Source organism: Pseudomonas sp. MWU13-2862, assembly GCF_023242495.1.
GTDB lineage: Bacteria > Pseudomonadota > Gammaproteobacteria > Pseudomonadales > Pseudomonadaceae > Aquipseudomonas > Aquipseudomonas gingeri_D.
In genome coordinates this window covers 243,711-262,482 of the sequence record NZ_JALMEZ010000007.1, presented here as the reverse complement: position 1 = coordinate 262,482, position 18,772 = coordinate 243,711, and the positions used below count along the sequence as shown (strand labels likewise).

Here is an 18,772-nt window from a genome sequence, read left to right as displayed (position 1 = left end):
CCCAAGACTGCCGCCCTCGTGACCAGCAATAACGGGGGCTGCCGAAACCTGTCAGTCACGTCGGGACAAAGCATTCCAATCCGGCAACAGATTCAACCGCGCGGAGAGTTGCCATCCTCCACCAACCCCCAATCCTTGGCGTCCAGCTCCTTCGCCGCGACCGGCGGCGCGGGAGGCGTCTTCTGCACGGTGAGGGCCGCGGTATCCTGATGCAGTTTCAGGCGCAGGCGCAGGTTGTTCACCGAGTCGGCGTTCTTCAGCGCTTCTTCCTCATCGATCGCCCCTTCCACCACCAGCTCGAACAACGCCGTATCGAAGGTGCGCATGCCGATCAGCTCGGACTTCTCCATGATGCCCTTGAGCTCGGAGAACTCGTTGCGCTTGATAAAATCACGCACCGTCGGCGTGCCCAGCATCACTTCCACCGCCGCCCGGCGCTTGCCGTCCAGGGTAGCGACCAGACGCTGTGAAACGAAGGCCTTGAGGTTGTTGCCCAGGTCGTTGAGCAACTGCGGCCGGCGGTCTTCCGGGAAGAAGTTGATGATGCGGTCCAGCGCCTGGTTGGCGTTGTTGGCGTGCAGGGTGGAGATCGCCAGGTGCCCGGTATCGGCGAAGGCCAGGGCGTGTTCCATGGTTTCGCGGTCGCGGATCTCGCCGATCAGGATCACGTCCGGGGCCTGGCGCAGGGTGTTTTTCAGCGCCGCGTGGAAACTGCGGGTGTCGACCCCGACTTCGCGCTGGTTGATGATCGACTTCTTGTGCCGATGGATATACTCCACCGGGTCTTCGATGGTGATGATATGGCCACTGCTGTGGCGGTTGCGGTAATCGATCAACGCCGCCAGCGACGTCGACTTGCCCGAACCGGTGGCGCCGACGAACAGCACCAACCCGCGTTTTTCCATGATGGTATCGAGCAGGATCGGCGGCAGCTTGAGGTCTTCGAAACGAGGGATTTCCAGCTTGATATTGCGCGCGACGATGGACACTTCGTTGCGTTGCTTGAAGATATTGATCCGGAAACGGCCGACACCCGGCAAGGACAGCGCCAGGTTCATTTCCAGTTCGCGCTCGAACTGCAGGCGTTGTTCGGCGTCCATGATACCGTCGGCAATGGCCGCCACTTCCCCGAGTTTCAGCGATTCACCGCCCAGCGGCTTGAGCACGCCGTTGAATTTGGCGCAGGGCGGCGCACCGGTGGACAGGTACAGGTCCGAACCGTCCTGGGCGGCCAGGGTTTTCAGCAGTGCGTGGATATCCATGGCAAAGGTGTCCGCAATACAGTCAAAAAGAGGTTTAGCGATTAAGCTTGTGTCATTTCAATGTGACGAATGTCTACAGCTTGGCGGGATAATAAGCCGCGGCGCAACCCAAAGCTTCACCTTCAAGGCAGGTTTATGAACGGATCTCAAGGCGACACCGCCACCCGACTCGGTACCTGGGACTGGGATATCGACCAGGATCTTTTTGTCGCCGATGCCCACTTCGCCCAATTGCACGGAGTCGACCCGGCGCTGGCCAGCCAGACGCCCATCAATGTCTACTTGGACAGTGTGCACCCTGAGGACCGTGCCCTGGTGGCCCACGGCATCAAGCAGTGCCTGGAGCAGCACACCGAGCACGCAGAAGAATACCGGGTATTGCAGGCCGACGGCCAGGTGCGCTGGGTCTTTGCCCGGGGCCGCTGCCACCTCGACCCCCATGGTCGGGCACAGCGCTTTGTCGGTGCCGCGCTGGATATCACCGAACACAAACGCACCGAAGAGGCCCTGCGCAATCTCAACGAGACCCTGGAAGAGCGCGTCGCCCAGCGCACCCGGGCGCTGGCCGAGTCCAACCAGCGCTTGCAGAACGAGATGTTCGAGCGCGAGCGGGCCGAAGAAGCCTTGCGTCATGCGCAGAAAATGGAAGCGGTGGGACAACTCACCGGCGGCATCGCCCATGATTTCAACAATATGCTCACCGGCATAATCGGCAGCCTGGATTTGATGCAACGTTACATCGCCGCCGGACGTAGCGACGAAATCGGCCGTTTTGCCGACGCCGCCGTGAGCTCGGCGCAACGGGCCGCGGCCCTCACCCACCGGCTGCTGGCGTTTTCCCGGCGGCAATCGCTGGACCGCAAACGTATCGACCCCAACCAACTGGTGCGCTCGCTGGAAGAGCTGTTCAGTCGTACCAAAGGGGCCCATATCACCCTGAAAGTCGAGTTGGGCCAGGACGTGTGGCCGGTCAACACCGACACCGGGCAACTGGAAAGCGCCCTGCTCAACCTGGTGATCAATGCCCGCGACGCCATGCCCGACGGCGGCGAGCTGCGCGTCGTGACCAGCAACAGCTACCTCGACGGCGGCGATATCAGCACCCTGGAACCGGTCAAGGCCGGTGACTATGTGATGATCGGCGTCAGCGACAACGGCACCGGCATGAGCCCGTTGATCCTGGCCAAGGCGTTCGACCCGTTCTTCACCACCAAACCCATCGGCCAGGGCACGGGCCTGGGTTTGTCGATGATCTATGGCTTTGCCCAGCAGTCCGGCGGTCACGTCACCCTGGAAAGCGAGCCGGGCAAAGGCACCTGCGTACGCTTGTACCTGCCGCGCTATCACGCGCCGCAAACCGAGACGCCGCGACCGGCGCTGCAACCCGCGGAATCGCCGCTGGCCGAGGTCGACGAGTCGGTGATGGTGGTGGAGGATGATCCGGCGGTACGGATGCTGGTGCTCAATGTCCTCGACGAGCTGGGTTATACCGTGCACCCGGCGGCGGACGCGCGGACCGCCTTGCCGCTGCTGGAGTCGAGCTTGCGCATCGACCTGCTGGTGACCGATGTCGGCCTGCCGGGGATGAACGGCCGGCAATTGGCGGAAGTTGCCCGTCAGCACCGTCCGGGGCTCAAGGTGTTGTTTATGACCGGTTATGCCGAGAAGGCCGCCGAGCGCCAGGGTTTTCTTGAACCGGGCATGGATCTGATCGCCAAGCCTTTTACCCTGGATGCACTGGCGAACCGGGTGCGCGACATGATCGGGCAAACGTCCTGATCTTCGGGCATAATCCCGCGCCCGCCGCATGCCCCAAGGTTTCAAGGTAACGAATCGATGAAAGCCCAAGCCCGTCATATCCTGGTCAAGACCGCCGAGGAAGCCGAACAACTCAGGCTACGTATCGTCAAGGGCGAAGCCTTTGATGTGCTGGCCAAGAAGTACTCCACTTGCCCGTCCGGCAAGCGCGGTGGGGATCTGGGGGAAGTCCGTCCGGGGCAGATGGTCGGGGCTATCGACCAGGTGATTTTCAAGAAGCCGCTACGTACCGTGCATGGGCCGATCAAGAGCAAGTTCGGGTATCACCTGGTGCAGGTTTTCTATCGCGACTGATAGTGGCAGAGCGCTGCTTTCAAACCCTTGGAATCAGCGCCCCACGCACCTGAATCACCCGACTCGCCAGCCGATGCCCGGCCAACGCCGCTTTTTGTGGATCACCGCCCATCAGACGACTGGCCAGATACGCCGCACTGAACGAATCCCCCGCCGCCGTGGTGTCCACCACTGTCTCGACCTTCTGCGACGGCACCTCGAACGCCGCGCCCTCGCAGTGAATCAGACAACTCTCCGCTCCCCGCTTGATCACCACTTCCGGGATGCCGATATCCTCATAGGCACGGAACACCGCCTCGCCATCGGCATAGTCGAACAGCGCCTGCTCGTCCTCCAGGGTCAACAAGGCCAGGTCGACATAGGGCAATACCGAGCGATACGCCTCGCGCGCCTGCTCGACATCCGCCCAGAGACGCGGCCGATAGTTGTTGTCGAAAACCACCCGAGTATCGCCCCGACGGGCCTCTTGCAGCACGGCAATCAGCTTTTTCCGCCCGAGCTCGCCCAGCACCGCCAGGGTGATACCGCTGAAATACAGCACGTCGTAATCCGGCAAAGCCGCCAGCACCGGGGCCGCTGTCGGCGCGGTGAAGCAGTCGCACACGGCCGCTTCGTTGCGCCAGTAGAGAAAGCGTCGCTCGCCCTTGGCGTCGGTCTGGATGCAATACAACCCGGGCAAGCGCCCCGGCAGGCGTTGCACCAGGTCCAGGCCGATGCCTTCCTCGCGCCAGATCCGGCACATGCTGTCGCTGAAGCTGTCATCGCCCAGGGCGGTGACATAGTCCACCGAAGCCCATCCGCCCAGTTCGCGGGACAGATAGACGGCGGTGTTCAGGGTGTCGCCGCCGAAGCTCTGGTGCAGGCTGCCGTCGGTGTGTTGTTGCAGTTCGATCATGCATTCGCCGATCAGGGCGATGCGCGGTGGGGGCAGGTTCAGGGTGGTCATTCGGAAAGTCTCGTGGTGTCAGGGCGGGCCTCTTCGCGGGCAAGCTCCGCTCCCACATTAAATCCAGGTTGAGCCGCAATGTTGCGAACAACCGAAAACCTGTGGGAGCAGGGCTTGCCCGCGAAAGCAATATCCGCTTAGAAACAGGTCTCGAAGGTTTCAATAACGCTCATCTGCTCATCGACAATGCAGCCGACCCGCCACTTGTCGAAGGTCAGGCACGGATGCGAAGTACCAAACGAGACGATATCCCCGACCTTCAGCTCACAACCCGGCGCCACCGTCATGAACGCATGCTGGTCCATCACCGCCGTGACCTTGCAGGCGCTGAGATCCTCGCCCACCGCCGGCAACACCCCCGGCTGATAACGCAGCAACGGCACCGGCAACCCGGCATCGAACGCCACATCGCGCTTGCCCAGGGCGATCACCGCAAACCCCGGCTCCGGCATCGATTGCACATGGGCCCAGACCTCCAGCGCCGGACGCAAGCCTCCGCTCAGATCACCCCGGCGATGCAGCACGCAGCACTGGGCATCCTTGTAGATGCCATGGTCGTGGGCAACATAACTGCCCGGGCGCAATACACTGAGAAAACGCCCATCGGCGTCCTGGGCCTCGAACTCCTCGGCGATCAGGTCATACCAGGCCGACCCCGAGGCGGTGATGATCGGCTTGCCGATATCAAACGCGCCGCTGTTCTGCAGATCCACCGCCAGCCGCACCAGGGAACCGGCGAAAGCCCGGATCCCGCTCTCGGCCTGGTCGCCGTGAATCACCCCTTCGTAACCTTCGATACCGGTCAGGGCCAGTGCCGGCTGGGCCTTGATCGCCCGGGCCAGGTCCAGCACCTCCTGTTCGCTGCGGCAACCGCAACGACCGCCGACCACGCCATACTCGATCATCACGTTCAAACGCAGGCCGCGTTCGGCGAAGAAAGCCCCCAGGGCCGCAACGTTGTCCGGGTGATCGACCATGCAGTAAAACTCGAACTGGGCATCGGCCAACAACTCGGCGATCAGCGCCATGTTCGGCGCGCCCACCAGTTGGTTGGCCATCAGCACCCGGCGGACACCCGCCGCGTAGGCGGCACGGGTCTGCACGGCGGTCGCCAGGGTGATGCCCCAGGCCCCGGCGGCCAGTTGCCGAGCGAACAGCGCCGGGACCATGCTGGTCTTGCCATGGGGCGCCAGTTCGGCACCGCTACGGCTGACGAAGTTCTGCATCCAGCGGATATTGTGCTCCAGGGCGTCGCGGTGGAGCACCAGCGCCGGCAGGCTGACATCGCTCACCAGTTGCGCGCCGACGTTGGCGGCGCCTTTTTCCACGGCGGCGAAGTTCAAGGCAGTAGACATTCCAAACTCCTTATCGGCGGCGCCCTTGGCGGCCGCGCTAGTCGTTGATGCGACGGGCCAGGTTGTTCGCGCTCTCGATCAGCACCCGGCGATAGTCGTTGTAGTTGGTCTTGGCATCGGCCCTTGGGGCAACGATGCACAGGGTCGCGATGCAAATGCCCCGCTCGTCCTTGACGGGCGCGGCGAAGCAATGAGTAAAGGTGTCGGCGACGCTGTCGAAGGAAAAGAACCCGTCGATCCCGGCCTGGCGGATTTCCTTGAGGAACACCTCCAGCGGCAGGCGCTGGCCGTCCGGCAGGATAAAGTCATCGTGGTCGATCAGGTCGATGATCTGCTGGTCGCTCAGGTGCGCCAGCAGCAGGCGCCCGGAAGCGGTCCAGGGGATCGGCGCGTTTTCGCCGATATCCGAGGAAATCCGGAAATGCCGCTCCCCCTCCTTCATCAGCGCCACGGTGTACTTGCGCCCGTTGAGCAGGCACATCTGCGCGGTTTCCCGGGTCTGGCTGACGATTTCCTGCAAGGCGTGGTCGGCCTCGCGGGTCAGGTCGAAGTGCCGCAGGTGCGCCTGGCCGAGAAAATACAGCTGGCGGCCCAGGTAGACATGGCCCTCCTTGCCGACCGACTCGAGGATGCGCCGCTCCAGCAGTGATGCCACCAGCTCGTAGACCGTGGATTTGGGGCTGCCGATACCGCTGGCAATGTCGTTGGGACGCAGCGGCTGGCCGACCTCCTTGAGGTAATCGAGGATATCGAACGCCCGGTCCAGCCCTTTGGCCCGGCGCTTGATGGTGTCTTCGGTCATGTCAGTGCCATCCCATTGGAAAAATTGCCGGGGAGTTTACCCATTCATCACTTCTTCTTGTACGCGATGCAATCGATCTCGACCTTGCAGTCGACCATCATATTCGCCTGGACACAGGCCCGCGCCGGAGCGTGCTCGGGCGTGAAGTACTCGGAAAACACCTTGTTGAAGCTCCAGAAATCCCGCGGATCTTCCAGCCAGACACCGGCGCGGACCACATCTTCCAGGCCATAACCGGCCTCTTCGAGAATCGCGATCAGGTTCTTCATGGTCTGGTGAGTCTGCTCGACGATACCACCAACAATGATTTCGCCATCCAGCGCCGGTACCTGGCCGGACACATGCAACCAACCGTCGGCTTCGACGGCCCGGGCGAAAGGACGCGGCTGACCGCCACCCGCGGTGCTGCCGGTGCCATAACGAGTAATGCTCATACTGTTCTCCTTGAATAAAAAATTAAAAGCGGGTGTTTTTCAGAAATTCCGCGAGACGCGGCGACTGCGGGCGTTCGAACAGTTCTTTGGGTGGTCCCTGTTCTTCAATACGCCCCTGGTTCATGAATACGATCTTGTCCGAGACCTCAAAGGCAAAGCGCATCTCGTGGGTGACCAGCAACATGGTCATGCCCTCTTCCGCCAGGCCCTTGATCACCGCCAGCACCTCACCCACCAGCTCCGGGTCGAGGGCCGAAGTCACTTCGTCGAACAGCATCAGGCTGGGGTTCATCGCAATGGCCCGGGCAATTGCCACCCGCTGCTGCTGGCCGCCGGACAACTGCCCCGGAAAGTGATTACGCCGCTCCAGCAGGCCGACCCGCTCCAGCCACTTCTCGGCCAGCGCGACGGCCTGGTCCTTGGGTAGCTTCTTGACCTTGAGCAGGCCCAGGGTCACGTTCTGCAAGGCCGTCAAGTGCGGAAACAGGTTGAACTGCTGGAACGCCATGCCGGTCATGGCCCGGTGCTGGGCAATGACTTTTTCCGGGTGACGGACACGCTTGCCGTTCACTTCGCTGTAGCCGATGGACTCGCCGTCCAGGGTGATCTGGCCGCCCTGGAACTCTTCCAGCAGGTTTACGCAGCGCAGCAGCGTGGTCTTGCCCGAGCCGCTGGAGCCGATCAGCGTGACCACGTTGCCGCGCTGCATGTCCAGGTCGACGCCCTTGAGCACTTCGAGCTTGCCGTATTGTTTGTGCAGCCCGCGAATGCTGAGCAGTGCTTGGGAATCAGTCGTCATGGCAAGGCCACCCGCTTTTCAATATGCCGACCGAGCAACTCGATCGAGTAGTTGATGATGAAGAACAAGAAACCGGCGAACAGATAGAACTCCAGGGTCATGAAGGTCCGGGCGATCACCTGCTGGGTGCTGAGCAGCAGCTCGGCGACACCGATCACCGAAAGCAGGGTCGAAGCCTTGACGATCTCGGTGGACGAGTTGACCCAGGTCGGCAGGATCTGCCGCAGCGCCTGGGGTAGCAGCACATAGCCGAGGGCCTGGTGGAAGGTCAGGCCGATGGCCTTGCTCGCTTCCATCTGCCCGCGGGGGATGGCCTGCATCGAGCCGCGCACGATCTCCGCCACGTGGGAACCACAGAACAGCGTCAGGCCCAGGGCACCGGCCTGGAAGGCGCTGATCTGCCAGCCCAGGGCCGGGGCCATGTAGAAGCAGGCGAGGACCAGAACGAACACCGGGGTGCCGCGGATCAGGTCGACATACAGACGAAACGGCGCGCGCATCCAGAACTTGCCGTAGGTCAGCACCAGCCCGGCGACAATGCCGATCAGGGTGCCGCAGACAATCGCCAGGAGCGAGACCGCGACACTGGTCTGGAATCCCTCCCAGAGGGTTTCCCGGGCGATCCACAACTCATGCCACCAACTTTGCGATTCGTACATGAGTGCCTCCTATCGGCGGATCGCCAGACGCTGCTCGAGGTAACGCAGCATCAGGGCAATGAGGTAACAGGCGACCACATAGAGCGCCGTGGTGACCATCCAGGTTTCGATCACCCGGTAGCTTTCCACGTTGATCTTGCGGGCGTGATAGGTCAGCTCCGGCACGGCGATGGCCGCCGCCAGGGAGGTGTCCTTGAACAGGGAAATAAAGTTGTTGGACAGCGCTGGCAGCACGTTGCGCAACATCACCGGCACGGTGACATAGGCCCGCACCTGCCATTCGCCGAGGCCGATGGCCAGCCCGGCTTCGCGCTGGCCCTTGGGAATGCTCAGCAGGCCGGCGCGGAACACCTCGGTCAGGTAGGCCCCGGCATACAGCGACAGCGTGACGATAAACGAGGGAATCTTGTCCAGCCGGATGCCCAGGCTCGGCATGGCGAAGTAGATCAACAGGATCAACACCAGGATCGGCGTATTACGGATCACCGTCACATACACCGAGGCCAGTGCCCGCAATGCGCGATGCTTGCTGAGCAAGGCAAACGCCATCATCAGGCCGATCATACAACCGATGGCGATGGACACCAGGGCCAGTTCCAGGCCCAGGCCCAGTCCCGCCAGCAAGGTGTCGAAATCGCGCCAGACGGCGGCAAAGTTCAACTGATAGTTCATGGTTCGCAGTACCTTCGACGGGGCGCCGAGTGCGGCGCCCTGCCCTTAACGGATCACTTGAATTCGACAGGGAAACCGATTTCCGGCGAAGGAAGATCGACGCCGAACCATTTCTTGAAGGAGGCTGCGTAGGTGGGGAACTCGACGCCGGTCATGGCCTCATGCAGCGCGGTGTTGACGAAGTTCAGCCAGTCCTGGTCGCCGCGCTTGACCGCGCAGGCATAGGTCTGTGGGCTCCAGGCAAAGGCCGGGCTGCGATACATGCCAGGTTTCTGCACCATCAGGTACTTGACCGAGGACTGGTCGGTGGCGGCGGCATCGGCGCGACCGGTGCTCATGGCCTGGTACATCAGGTCAACGCTGTCGTACTGGTCGACCTTGGCCTTGGGCAATGCCTGGTGCACCAGTTCCTCGGCGTAGACGTTCTGCAGCACGGCCACGGTAACGCCGTCGCCGGCGGCACGCAGGCTGTCGATTTCCTTGTACTTGCTATTGGCCGGCAGCAGCAGCGCGACACCCTCGCGGTAGTACGGCAGGGTGAAAGCAACCTGCTGGGCACGGCTCGCGGTGACGGTGATGAACTGGCAGCTGATATCGACCTTGTCGGTCAGCAGGTTGGGAATCCGCGCATCGGAAGACTGCACCACGTATTCGACTTTGCTGGCGTCGTTGAACAGCCCCTTGGCGATCATGCCGCCGATATCGATATCGAACCCCTGCAACTTGCCGTCGGCGCCCTGGAAGTGCCACGGCGCGTTGGTGCTGCCGGTGCCTACAATCAAGTGACCGCGTTTGAGCACGCTATCGAGCTTGCTGTCCGCCGCTTGCGCAGCAACCGCCGCCGAAGCCGCCAGAAGAAAAACACAGGCTTTAAACAAGGAAAGTCCACGCTGCATGACGTTGCACTCCGATGATGTGTATTCCGCTATAACGGAACCTAGTATGTAACAACGGAATAGACAGCAGAATCTGTGCCAGCAGATTCAGCGCACTGCAATCGAGGCTATAAACTCAATAAAAATCAATGAGATAAAATTTTCCGAAAAAGCAATGTCACAGGCGGTAGCACAGCATGGTGCTACGGAAGGCTACGAGGGTGTGGGTGTGAAGGCCCCAAGGCGGTGCGGGGGTGGGTGATTTGGGGGCGGCCTTTGGCAGTTCCGTTAGCAAGCTAATAGAAAGCCCAGCACTTAATTCCGCGTTAATCCTGCAGACGGAAAGTGAAATTGACCGCGCTCGCGCAGGCTTGCCCTGACGCCCTCCGCGGCATACCCCGCGCCACTCGTGGTGCCGGGGTGAACGCTCAAGCCGCTCAGGAGAAACACCATGAAACTACGAACCCTGTTGGTGATGGGTGCCCTGGCCCTCTCGACCTTCGCCGGCCTGGCCCAGGCCGACACCTCCAGCACCAGACAACCCGTGCCTTATCACTACGGCATGCCCCTGAACATCGCCAAGGTCACCTCGATGACCGAGCAACCGAGCCAGGACTGCAAAGTGGTTACCGCCGATATGAAGTTCATCGACACTGCCGGCAGGCCCGAGAACGTCAGCTACCTCAAGCTGTCGGACGCCTGTAACTTCAATAACTGATTCCGCCTGCAAAGGTGGCCTTGAAGACGCCACAAGCTTCGCGGGCAAGCCCTGCTCCTACAGTGCGACGTCGAATACAAAGCTTGTGTCCGACATAGGCCTGTAGGAGCAGGGCTTGCCCGCGAGCCGCTGCAAACGGCCATTCACCATAGACTGCGGCGCCAGGCAATCGCTTCCGCAGACAAGCCCGGCCCACGGAGTCGCGTCAACTCCTGCTCTGACATAGGGCACGACCGCTGGACAGCAATCACTTGCTGCATACACGGCATTCCCTCTTCTACCCCTCTCGTTCAGACACCATTCAGCAATTGGTAATCAAAACTGTTTAGTAATGAGTATCATTATGTTACAAATTACCATCTTCTCTAACAGTGGTGCGTTGCCGAATGCTGGTTCCCTTCCTGATCATGCTGCGCGAAGGCATTGAAGCCGCGCTTATCGTTGGCATTATCGCCAGTTACCTCAAGCAGACCGGCCGGGGTCAGTGGATGCCGGCGGTGTGGATCGGCGTGTTTCTCGCCGCCGCCCTTGCCCTGCTGGTCGGTGGTGGCCTGGAGCTGGTCAGTGCCGAGTTCCCGCAGAAACAGCAGGAACTCTTCGAAGGCCTGGTCGGGCTGGTCGCCGTCGGCATCCTCAGTTCGATGGTGTTCTGGATGCGCAAGGTCGCCCGCTCCATCAAGCACGCGCTGCACGAATCCCTCGACCAGGCACTCGCCGGTTCCAAACATCAGGTCTGGGCGCTGATTGCCATGGTGTTTTTCGCCGTGGCCCGCGAAGGCCTGGAAACCGTGTTCTTCCTGCTGGCGGTGTTCCAGCAGAGTGACGGTCCGGGCGCGCCCATCGGCGCCCTGCTCGGCCTGATCCTGGCGATTTTCATCGGTTTCGCCATCTACAGCGGCAGCATGCGCCTGAACCTGGGTCTGTTCTTCCGCTGGACCGGCCTGTTCATCCTGGTGGTCGCCGCCGGCATCCTCGCCAATTCGGTCCAGGCCCTGCATGAAGCCGGCCTGTGGAACCACCTGCAAACCGTGGTCTTCGATATCAGCGCCACGCTGCCGATGGACGGCCCGGCGGGCTCGGTCCTGGCCGGCATGTTCGGTTACCAGGATGCGCCGACGGTCAGCGTCCTCGGCGCCTACCTGCTGTACCTGGCGTTCACCCTGGTGCTGTTCTTCCTGCCGAGCACGGCACCGGCACCCAAGCACACTTCTTCCGTTCCCAACCAGTAAGGTTACCCATGTCCAACCCTGCAACTGGCAAACCGCCCCAGGCCCTGCGCTGGGCGGTAGCCGGCTCGGTGATCGTGATGATCGCGGCCGGTGGACTGTTCTATTACGCCTCGCAACTGGCCGCGAGCAAACGCCAGGCCCATCACAACGAAATCACCGTGACCATCCAGGCCCACGGCTGCGAGCCAAATGCCCTGAGCGTGCCGGCTGGGCAGAACAGCTTCCGCATCCTCAACAGTTCGCAACGCGCGGTCGAGTGGGAGATCCTCGACGGCGTACTGGTGCTCGAGGAGCGCGAGAACATCGCCCCGGGCCTGAGCCAGGTGATCAATGCCAACCTGCAACCCGGCGACTACGCCATTACCTGCGGCCTGCTGAGCAATCCGCGCGGCACCCTGCACGTCACGCCTACGGCGGCTTCCGAGGCCGCGGCCAAGGCGCGTCCGTCAATGACCGCCTTTATCGGGCTGTTGTCGGAGTTCCGCGTCTACCTGAGCAGCCAGGGCAACGCACTGATCAAGGCCGTCGATGCACTGGAACAGGCGATTGCCGCCGGTGACCTGACCCAGGCCCAGGTGCTCTATGCCCCGGCCCGTGCCGCCTATCAGCGCCTGGCCCCGGCCGCCCAGCGGCTCGCCGAACTGGATAACGCGATCAATGCCCGCGCCGACTATTACGAAAAACGCGAACAGGACCCCGGCTTCGGCGGCTTCCACCGCATCGAGTACGGTCTGTTCCAGCAACGCAGCGTCGACGGCCTGGTGCCGGTCGCCCAGCACCTGCAAGCCGATGTCGCCAACCTCAAGCAGCAACTGCTGGCCCAATCGCTGCCGCCGGAACAATTGGTCAGCATCGTCGTGCGCAGCCTGCGCAGCATGGCCGATACCCGCGCCAGCGGCGGCGAAGAAGAGCGCTACAGCCACGTCGACCTGGACGGCTTCGCCGCCAACCTGCAAGCCGCACAAAAGGTCATCGACCTGATGCGACCGCTGCTGCTCAAGTCGTCCGGCGAGCTATTGGTGAAGATCGACAGCGCCGCCACGGCCCTCGACGCCGAATTCAACGGCCTGCGCAACGCCGACGGCTATGTCACCTACGACACCGTAAGTGCCGTGCAACGCCAGCAGATCAGCAACAAGGCCAAGGACCTGGCCGATGCACTCGATGGAATCGATCCCGCCCTCGGCCTTTCCGGCCTGTAACCAAGCAGACGATACGAACATGAGCGATTCAGAACACAACAACGCCGAATTCTCCGCCCAGCGCCGTCGCGTCCTGCTGGGCATGGGGGTGGCCGGCGCCGCTCTCGCCGGCAGCGCCCTGAGCTGCCCGGCCATGGCCGCCAGCCAGGCCCAGGTCACCGAAGCCCCGAGCAGCGACAAGACCGAGGACCGCCACGACTTCCACGGCAAGCACCAGACCGGGATCGTCACCCCGCGTCCGGCCGCCGGCATGATCGTCTCCTTCGACGTCCTGGCCAGCGACAGCGAGGAACTCGAACGCCTGTTCCGCACCCTGAACAAGCGCATCGCGTTCCTGATGAGCGGCGGCCCGGTGAAACAGGTCGATGAAAAACTGCCGCCCCTGGATTCCGGGATTCTCGGCCCGGTGGTCACCCCGGACAACCTGACCATCACCGTCGCGGTGGGCGAGTCGCTGTTCGACGAGCGTTACGGCCTGGCCGGCGTCAAGCCCAAGCACCTGATCCGCATGGTCGGCTTCCCCAACGACGCGCTGCAAGCGGAACTGTGCCACGGCGACCTGAGCATCCAGTTCTGCTCGAACACCCCGGACACCAACATTCACGCCCTGCGCGATATCGTCAAGAACACCCCGGACCTGCTGCTGGTGCGCTGGAAACAGGAAGGCACGGTACCGGCCCAGGCACCGCTCAAGGCCGGCGAACCGGCCCAGAGCGCACGCAACTTCCTCGGTTTCCGTGACGGTTCGGCCAACCCGGACTCCAACGATGGCAGCGCCATGGACCGTATCGTCTGGGTCCAGCCCGGGGCCAACGAACCGGCCTGGGCCGTGGCCGGCAGCTACCAGGCGGTGCGGATCATCCGCAACCTGGTGGAGCGCTGGGACCGCACGCCGTTGCAGGAACAGCAAAGCATCATCGGCCGGGTCAAGGCGACAGGCGCGCCCATGGGCGGCCAGAAGGAAAGCGATATCCCCGACTACAGCAAGGACCCGGAAGGCAAGCTGACCAAGCTCGATGCGCATATCCGCCTGGCCAACCCGCGCACCACCGAAACCCAACGCAACCTGATCCTGCGTCGCCCATTCAACTACTCCAATGGCGTGAGCAAGAACGGCCAGCTGGAAATGGGCCTGCTGTTCATCTGCTACCAGGCGGACCTGGCGCAAGGCTTTATCGCCGTACAAACCCGGCTCAACGGCGAGCCCCTGGAGGAATACCTCAAGCCTATCGGCGGCGGTTATTTCTTCACCTTGCCGGGGGTCACGGGCGATCAGGACTTTATCGGTCGCTCACTGCTTTCAGCTGCAAAACAAAAAACCACCGCTTAATCCTTAACTCACCAGGAAACGCCCCATGAAGAAGTCGCCTCTTGCTTTGTTGTTGGCCCTTGGCTTGCTCCACACGCCGCTTTCGGCTTTCGCGGCCACCGCGCCGCTGGATCTGGTGGGCCCGGTGTCCGACTACAAGATCTATGTGACCGCGGAGATCGATGATCTGGTCAGCAAGACCCAGCAGTTCACCGACGCGGTGAAAAAAGGCGACCTGGCCACCGCCAAGAAGCTCTACGCACCGACTCGCGTGCACTACGAGAAGATCGAGCCGATCGCCGAGCTGTTCAATGACCTGGACGGCGCCATCGACTCCCGCGTCAACGACCATGAAAAAGGCGTGAAGGCTGAAGACTTCACCGGCTTCCACCGCATCGAATACAGCCTGTTCTCGGAAAACACCACCGACGGCCTGGGCGCCCTGGCCGACGGCCTGAACAAGGACGTCAAGGACCTGCAGACCCGCGTTGCCGGCCTGACCTTCCCTCCTGAGAAAGTCGTCGGCGGTGCCGCCGCGCTGCTGGAAGAAGTCGCCGCGACCAAGATCTCCGGTGAAGAAGACCGTTACAGCCACACCGACCTGTATGACTTCCAGGGCAACATCGACGGCGCGAAGAAAATCGTCGACCTGTTCCGTCCGCAGATCGAGAAGCAGGACAAGGCTTTCGCCGCCAAGGTGGACAAGAACTTCGCCGCCGTGGACAAGATCCTGGCCAAGTACAAGACCAAGGATGGTGGTTTCGAAACCTATGACAAGGTCAAGGATGCCGACCGCAAGGCCCTGGTGGGTCCGGTCACGACCCTGGCTGAAGACCTGTCCACCCTGCGTGGCAAGCTGGGCCTGAACTGAGGCCGGTGGTTATCCCGGGGGATTGCGATCGCCCGGGATGACCTCATCCGCGCTTTACAACATCCGATACAACAACCGCTCGATCCGCACCCGACTGACCCGCCGCAGGAACTTGCCCACCGCTTCCGGATAGTCCACCAGGGTTTCCAGGCTCTTGAAGCTGTCGATCCGCTGGGTGTTTTCCATGATCAGCGCCAACTCCTTGGCCCGCACCTCGCACAACTCGCGACGTGGATCGTCGATCAGCAAGGCATTCTCCAGATCCAGCCGGAACGCCCGTGGATTGAGGTTGTTCCCCGTCAGCAAGGTATAACGCTCGTCGACCCACATGCCCTTGAGGTGATAGGTGTTGTCACCGTCACGCCACAGGTGCAGGTTCAACTGCCTGCTGTCGATCACCGGCTGGTGACGCTTGGCGAAACGCCGCAGGCTGATCTCGTAGAGATAGGGCAAGGCGGCGATCACCTTGAACGGCTGGCTCGGCGGGATATAGAAGTCGTTGGCGGTCTTGTCGCCGACGATGATATCGATCTTCACCCCACGCTCCAGGGCCCGGTTGATTTCCCGGGTCACCGCCAGCGGCATGTTGAAATAGGGCGTGCAGATAGTCAGTTGCTGCTGGCTGGAGGCGATCAGTTCGCAGACCAGGCGGTTCAGCGGGTTGTTCTTGCCCAGGCCCATCACCGGGCTGACCGACAGGCCGAAGGTCGGCTCACTGCCGGCCGTGGTGTCATAGCCGGCTTTCTTCAAGCGGCTGCGCAAATCGCCGATGTCGCCGCGCAGGCTGCGGGTCGTCGGCAGTTCCGGCACATCGAGACGGCGCACCGCCCGGGAGGCCAGCAGCTCGTTGCGTATCAACCCCTGCATCGAGTCGGCCAGCGCGGCGTTTTGCAGCACGTGGTAACGGTCGAAGCGGTATTTGTCGAACTTGTGCAGATAGACGTTGTTCAGGCTGGCGCCGCTGTAGATCACGCAGTCGTCGATCACGAAACCCTTGAGGTGGAGCACGCCGAACAGTTCGCGGGTCTGCACCGGCACCCCGTAGATCGGCACTTCAGTGGTGTGGTCGCGGGTTTGCGCCTGGTACCAGGCGCTGTTGCCCGGCTGCTTGCCGGCACCGATCAAACCGCGCTGGGCCCGTAGCCAGTCGACCACGACGACAATCTCCAGCTGCGGATGGGCCGACTTGGCCGCATGCAGGGCATCGAGGATTTCCTGGCCGGCTTCGTCTTCCTGCAGGTACAACGCCACCAGCGTGATGCGCTGCCGGGCACCGGCGATCTTCTCCAGCAGGCAACGCCGGAACTCGGCGGCCGAAGGCAGGATGGTCAAGGCCTCGGCAGCCAGCGGGAAGCTGCGCAGTTTGGGCAACAGGGAGCGTTTGAAGAGCGACGGCATAGGGCTCGCTAGGGTCGAATGCGAAGGATCGCTGAGTCTACACCATGCGCCGCTCTCGGACGCGCCTTCGAAGAGGGCTTTGCTGCCAACCTGGAGTCGTTCCCCGATGCGCCCCCTGCCCGTCCTCCTGTCACCCGCCATGGATTTATTTGAAAAAGACGATTGACCATGGAGAACGATCGTTCTACTCTCTTTCCCATGAACGAAATCACTCCGAACCAGACCCGCGAAAACCTGCTGGATACCGCCGAGCAGTTGATCTATCAAGGTGGCATCCATGCCACCGGCATCGATCTTCTGGTGCGCACTTCCGGGGTGGCACGTAAAAGCCTCTACAAGTACTTCGGCACCAAGGACGATCTGACCCTGGAAGCCTTGCGCCGCCGGGATATCCGCTGGATGCAGTGGTACCGCGGCGAAGTCGACCAGGCCGAAAGCTCCGGTGCCCGCCTGCTGGCCCTGTTCAGCGTGCTCGGCGGCTGGTTCGCCAGCGAAGGCTTTCGCGGCTGCGCCTTTATCAACACCGCCGGCGAAACCGGCGACCCCCAGGACCCGGTGCGGCAATTGGCCCGGGAACATAAACAGAAGTTGCTCGACTATGTGGTCGAGCTCTGTGAAGCACATGGCATCGCCGATCCCCTGGCCACTGGCAAACAGTTGCTGATCCTGATCGACGGCGCCATTACCGTTGCACTTGTCATGGGCGACCCCGGTGCAGCCGATAATGCGCAATGCATGGCGCGAACGTTATTGGCGCTCTGAGTCGTGCCCCGAACCGCCATTACGCTCCGGATGAGCGAGTGGCTGGCGGGCCACCGACCGTTTGACCCAAGCGCGACAACTTGTCTGAACCCTACTCAATTGGAGACATTGCCATGTCATCTGACGCTGACGTTCGCCCGCCGCTTCCCCCCTTCACCCGTGAATCGGCGATCCAGAAGATCCGCCTCGCCGAAGACGGCTGGAACTCCCGTGACCCGCAGCGCGTGTCCCTGGCCTACACCCTGGACACCCAATGGCGTAACCGTGCCGAGTTCGCCCACAACCGTGAGGAAGCCAAGGCGTTCCTGACCCGCAAATGGGCCAAGGAACTGGATTACCGCCTGATCAAGGAACTCTGGGCCTTTACCGACAACCGTATCGCCGTACGTTATGCCTATGAGTGGCATGACGACTCGGGCAACTGGTTCCGTTCCTACGGCAACGAAAACTGGGAATTCGACCAGAACGGCCTGATGTCCAACCGGCATGCCTGCATCAACGACATGCCGATCAAGGCCGAGGAGCGCAAGTTCCATTGGCCGCTGGGGCGGCGTCCGGACGATCATCCAGGTCTCTCCGACCTGGGGTTGTAACCTCTCCCTCGATCATTCCCGCCTCGGGTGGGGATGATCGCCTTTGCAAAAAATCGCCTGATGGGCGATTTTTTTCTGCAGCCTTGAATAAATTCCCAACATCAGGTGTTCAATCCATAACAAGCATTGCGATCGACGCGTCGCAAATAAATTTCAGTGGCCACGAATAAAACCCGACGCATCAGTGTTTACTAGCCAACAGATACCGGAGCATTACCGATGAGCATCAAAGCCACCTTCGCGGTTCCTTTCCTGATGGCCAGTTGCATGGCCGCGACCCTGTTGAGCACGCCGGCATTCGCCTCGGGCGAAAAACCGGAATCGATGCCGCCGACCTGCCCCAAGGGGCAGGTGTGGAACAAAGCCAAAAAGGCCTGCGTGCCGTTTGTCAGCAGCCTGACCCCAGACGAAGACCGCACCGACTACGCTTACCGCCTGGCCAAGAACGGGGACTATCAAGCCGCCCTGGACCTGCTCGACACCCTCAAGCAGCCCAATACCGCCAAGGCCCTGAACTATCGCGGTTACGCCACCCGTAAACTGGGCCGTACCGACGAAGGCATCGGCTACTACCTGCAGGCCCTGGAGCTGGACCCGAACTACGCCCAGGTCCGCGAATACCTCGGTGAAGCCTACGTGATCAAGGGCCGCCTCGACCTGGCCCAGGTGCAGTTGCAGAGCATCAAGTCGCTCTGCGGCACCGGTTGCGAAGAATATGAAGACCTGGCCGACGCCATCGCGCACCCGATTCCCAGCTGATCACCGTTAAAGACG

The 18,772-nt window shown here is 61.9% G+C and carries 20 protein-coding genes; 10 read left to right on the top strand and 10 right to left on the bottom strand.

Annotated elements, in window-relative coordinates; all coding sequences use genetic code 11:
- Positions 1-92 precede the first annotated feature (92 nt).
- A complete protein-coding gene (locus tag M5C56_RS15015; protein WP_103495651.1) occupies positions 93-1,262 on the bottom strand; it encodes a PilT/PilU family type 4a pilus ATPase in 1,170 nt (389 codons plus the stop codon).
- A gap of 135 nt (positions 1,263-1,397) precedes the next feature.
- Between M5C56_RS15015 and M5C56_RS15010 the strand changes: the two genes are divergently transcribed.
- Both M5C56_RS15010 and M5C56_RS15005 read left to right on the top strand, forming a co-directional pair.
- On the top strand, positions 1,398-3,041 hold the full coding sequence (locus M5C56_RS15010) for an ATP-binding protein (RefSeq protein ID WP_247263186.1): 1,644 nt from the start codon (positions 1,398-1,400) through the stop codon (positions 3,039-3,041).
- A gap of 57 nt (positions 3,042-3,098) precedes the next feature.
- Positions 3,099-3,374, top strand: a complete 276-nt coding sequence (locus tag M5C56_RS15005) for a peptidylprolyl isomerase (RefSeq protein WP_103499111.1) — start codon at positions 3,099-3,101, stop codon at positions 3,372-3,374.
- A gap of 19 nt (positions 3,375-3,393) precedes the next feature.
- Here the strand turns inward: M5C56_RS15005 and M5C56_RS15000 are convergent, their stop codons facing one another.
- The 8 genes from M5C56_RS15000 to M5C56_RS14965 all read right to left on the bottom strand — a co-directional run bounded on the left by M5C56_RS15000 (position 3,394) and on the right by M5C56_RS14965 (position 9,937).
- The gene (locus M5C56_RS15000; protein ID WP_103499110.1) at positions 3,394-4,320 is read right to left on the bottom strand and encodes a sugar kinase; all 927 of its coding nucleotides are present in this window, start codon (positions 4,318-4,320) and stop codon (positions 3,394-3,396) included.
- Between the two features lie 137 nt (positions 4,321-4,457).
- Positions 4,458-5,675 (bottom strand): amino acid deaminase, encoded by a 1,218-nt coding sequence (locus M5C56_RS14995; RefSeq protein WP_103499109.1) that lies wholly within the window; start codon positions 5,673-5,675, stop codon positions 4,458-4,460.
- Between the two features lie 37 nt (positions 5,676-5,712).
- Positions 5,713-6,477 (bottom strand): IclR family transcriptional regulator, encoded by a 765-nt coding sequence (locus M5C56_RS14990; protein ID WP_100941154.1) that lies wholly within the window; start codon positions 6,475-6,477, stop codon positions 5,713-5,715.
- Positions 6,478-6,524: 47 nt separating this feature from the next.
- Entirely contained in the window at positions 6,525-6,911 is a 387-nt protein-coding gene (locus M5C56_RS14985; RefSeq protein ID WP_103499108.1) for a RidA family protein, read from the bottom strand.
- A 22-nt stretch (positions 6,912-6,933) separates the two neighbouring features.
- Positions 6,934-7,710 carry an amino acid ABC transporter ATP-binding protein gene (locus M5C56_RS14980; RefSeq protein ID WP_100941152.1) on the bottom strand — a complete coding sequence of 259 codons (777 nt, stop codon included), beginning with the start codon at positions 7,708-7,710 and terminating at the stop codon, positions 6,934-6,936.
- Positions 7,707-8,369 carry an amino acid ABC transporter permease gene (locus tag M5C56_RS14975; protein ID WP_100941151.1) on the bottom strand — a complete coding sequence of 221 codons (663 nt, stop codon included), beginning with the start codon at positions 8,367-8,369 and terminating at the stop codon, positions 7,707-7,709. Before M5C56_RS14975 ends, M5C56_RS14980 begins: the two co-directional genes overlap by 4 nt.
- Positions 8,370-8,378: 9 nt before the next feature.
- Positions 8,379-9,041, bottom strand: coding sequence for an amino acid ABC transporter permease (locus tag M5C56_RS14970; protein ID WP_103499107.1), 663 nt, complete (start codon positions 9,039-9,041; stop codon positions 8,379-8,381).
- Between the two features lie 53 nt (positions 9,042-9,094).
- Entirely contained in the window at positions 9,095-9,937 is an 843-nt protein-coding gene (locus tag M5C56_RS14965; protein ID WP_103499106.1) for a transporter substrate-binding domain-containing protein, read from the bottom strand.
- 430 nt (positions 9,938-10,367) lie between these two features.
- Here M5C56_RS14965 and M5C56_RS14960 point away from each other — a divergent pair, with 430 nt between their 5' ends.
- The 5 genes from M5C56_RS14960 to efeO (M5C56_RS14940) all read left to right on the top strand — a co-directional run bounded on the left by M5C56_RS14960 (position 10,368) and on the right by efeO (M5C56_RS14940) (position 15,245).
- Complete coding sequence (locus M5C56_RS14960) at positions 10,368-10,634, top strand: DUF2790 domain-containing protein (RefSeq protein WP_103499105.1); 267 nt, start codon at positions 10,368-10,370, stop codon at positions 10,632-10,634.
- A 386-nt stretch (positions 10,635-11,020) separates the two neighbouring features.
- On the top strand, positions 11,021-11,863 hold the full coding sequence (gene efeU / locus M5C56_RS14955; RefSeq protein ID WP_103499104.1) for an iron uptake transporter permease EfeU: 843 nt from the start codon (positions 11,021-11,023) through the stop codon (positions 11,861-11,863).
- 8 nt (positions 11,864-11,871) lie between these two features.
- Positions 11,872-13,065 (top strand): iron uptake system protein EfeO, encoded by a 1,194-nt coding sequence (gene efeO, locus M5C56_RS14950; protein WP_103499103.1) that lies wholly within the window; start codon positions 11,872-11,874, stop codon positions 13,063-13,065.
- 19 nt (positions 13,066-13,084) lie between these two features.
- Positions 13,085-14,395, top strand: a complete 1,311-nt coding sequence (efeB, locus tag M5C56_RS14945) for an iron uptake transporter deferrochelatase/peroxidase subunit (RefSeq protein ID WP_103499114.1) — start codon at positions 13,085-13,087, stop codon at positions 14,393-14,395.
- Between the two features lie 25 nt (positions 14,396-14,420).
- Positions 14,421-15,245, top strand: a complete 825-nt coding sequence (gene efeO, locus M5C56_RS14940) for an iron uptake system protein EfeO (RefSeq protein WP_103499102.1) — start codon at positions 14,421-14,423, stop codon at positions 15,243-15,245.
- A 54-nt stretch (positions 15,246-15,299) separates the two neighbouring features.
- Here the strand turns inward: efeO (M5C56_RS14940) and pssA are convergent, their stop codons facing one another.
- Entirely contained in the window at positions 15,300-16,643 is a 1,344-nt protein-coding gene (gene pssA, locus M5C56_RS14935; RefSeq protein WP_103499101.1) for a CDP-diacylglycerol--serine O-phosphatidyltransferase, read from the bottom strand.
- A 198-nt stretch (positions 16,644-16,841) separates the two neighbouring features.
- On the opposite strand from pssA, the gene M5C56_RS14930 reads away from it, so the two are divergent.
- The 3 genes from M5C56_RS14930 to M5C56_RS14920 all read left to right on the top strand — a co-directional run bounded on the left by M5C56_RS14930 (position 16,842) and on the right by M5C56_RS14920 (position 18,757).
- Positions 16,842-17,405 (top strand): TetR/AcrR family transcriptional regulator, encoded by a 564-nt coding sequence (locus tag M5C56_RS14930; RefSeq protein WP_103499100.1) that lies wholly within the window; start codon positions 16,842-16,844, stop codon positions 17,403-17,405.
- Positions 17,406-17,518: 113 nt separating this feature from the next.
- Positions 17,519-17,998, top strand: a complete 480-nt coding sequence (locus tag M5C56_RS14925; protein ID WP_103499099.1) for a nuclear transport factor 2 family protein — start codon at positions 17,519-17,521, stop codon at positions 17,996-17,998.
- Between the two features lie 219 nt (positions 17,999-18,217).
- Positions 18,218-18,757 carry a tetratricopeptide repeat protein gene (locus tag M5C56_RS14920; protein ID WP_103499098.1) on the top strand — a complete coding sequence of 180 codons (540 nt, stop codon included), beginning with the start codon at positions 18,218-18,220 and terminating at the stop codon, positions 18,755-18,757.
- Positions 18,758-18,772: the final 15 nt, after the last annotated feature.

Bases quoted from the DNA above. Each gene is read 5' to 3' on its own strand.
- efeO (WP_103499102.1), top strand. From the start codon at position 14,421: ATGAAGAAGTCGCCTCTTGCTTTGTTGTTGGCCCTTGGCTTGCTCCAC.
- M5C56_RS14970 (WP_103499107.1), bottom strand. From the start codon at position 9,041: ATGAACTATCAGTTGAACTTTGCCGCCGTCTGGCGCGATTTCGACACC.
- M5C56_RS14920 (WP_103499098.1), top strand. From the start codon at position 18,218: ATGAGCATCAAAGCCACCTTCGCGGTTCCTTTCCTGATGGCCAGTTGC.
- M5C56_RS15000 (WP_103499110.1), bottom strand. From the start codon at position 4,320: ATGACCACCCTGAACCTGCCCCCACCGCGCATCGCCCTGATCGGCGAA.
- M5C56_RS15010 (WP_247263186.1), top strand. From the start codon at position 1,398: ATGAACGGATCTCAAGGCGACACCGCCACCCGACTCGGTACCTGGGAC.
- M5C56_RS14960 (WP_103499105.1), top strand. From the start codon at position 10,368: ATGAAACTACGAACCCTGTTGGTGATGGGTGCCCTGGCCCTCTCGACC.
- M5C56_RS14985 (WP_103499108.1), bottom strand. From the start codon at position 6,911: ATGAGCATTACTCGTTATGGCACCGGCAGCACCGCGGGTGGCGGTCAG.
- M5C56_RS15005 (WP_103499111.1), top strand. From the start codon at position 3,099: ATGAAAGCCCAAGCCCGTCATATCCTGGTCAAGACCGCCGAGGAAGCC.
- M5C56_RS14925 (WP_103499099.1), top strand. From the start codon at position 17,519: ATGTCATCTGACGCTGACGTTCGCCCGCCGCTTCCCCCCTTCACCCGT.
- efeB (WP_103499114.1), top strand. From the start codon at position 13,085: ATGAGCGATTCAGAACACAACAACGCCGAATTCTCCGCCCAGCGCCGT.
- M5C56_RS14930 (WP_103499100.1), top strand. From the start codon at position 16,842: ATGAACGAAATCACTCCGAACCAGACCCGCGAAAACCTGCTGGATACC.
- M5C56_RS15015 (WP_103495651.1), bottom strand. From the start codon at position 1,262: ATGGATATCCACGCACTGCTGAAAACCCTGGCCGCCCAGGACGGTTCG.
- M5C56_RS14975 (WP_100941151.1), bottom strand. From the start codon at position 8,369: ATGTACGAATCGCAAAGTTGGTGGCATGAGTTGTGGATCGCCCGGGAA.
- efeO (WP_103499103.1), top strand. From the start codon at position 11,872: ATGTCCAACCCTGCAACTGGCAAACCGCCCCAGGCCCTGCGCTGGGCG.
- M5C56_RS14995 (WP_103499109.1), bottom strand. From the start codon at position 5,675: ATGTCTACTGCCTTGAACTTCGCCGCCGTGGAAAAAGGCGCCGCCAAC.
- pssA (WP_103499101.1), bottom strand. From the start codon at position 16,643: ATGCCGTCGCTCTTCAAACGCTCCCTGTTGCCCAAACTGCGCAGCTTC.
- efeU (WP_103499104.1), top strand. From the start codon at position 11,021: ATGCTGGTTCCCTTCCTGATCATGCTGCGCGAAGGCATTGAAGCCGCG.
- M5C56_RS14965 (WP_103499106.1), bottom strand. From the start codon at position 9,937: ATGCAGCGTGGACTTTCCTTGTTTAAAGCCTGTGTTTTTCTTCTGGCG.
- M5C56_RS14980 (WP_100941152.1), bottom strand. From the start codon at position 7,710: ATGACGACTGATTCCCAAGCACTGCTCAGCATTCGCGGGCTGCACAAA.
- M5C56_RS14990 (WP_100941154.1), bottom strand. From the start codon at position 6,477: ATGACCGAAGACACCATCAAGCGCCGGGCCAAAGGGCTGGACCGGGCG.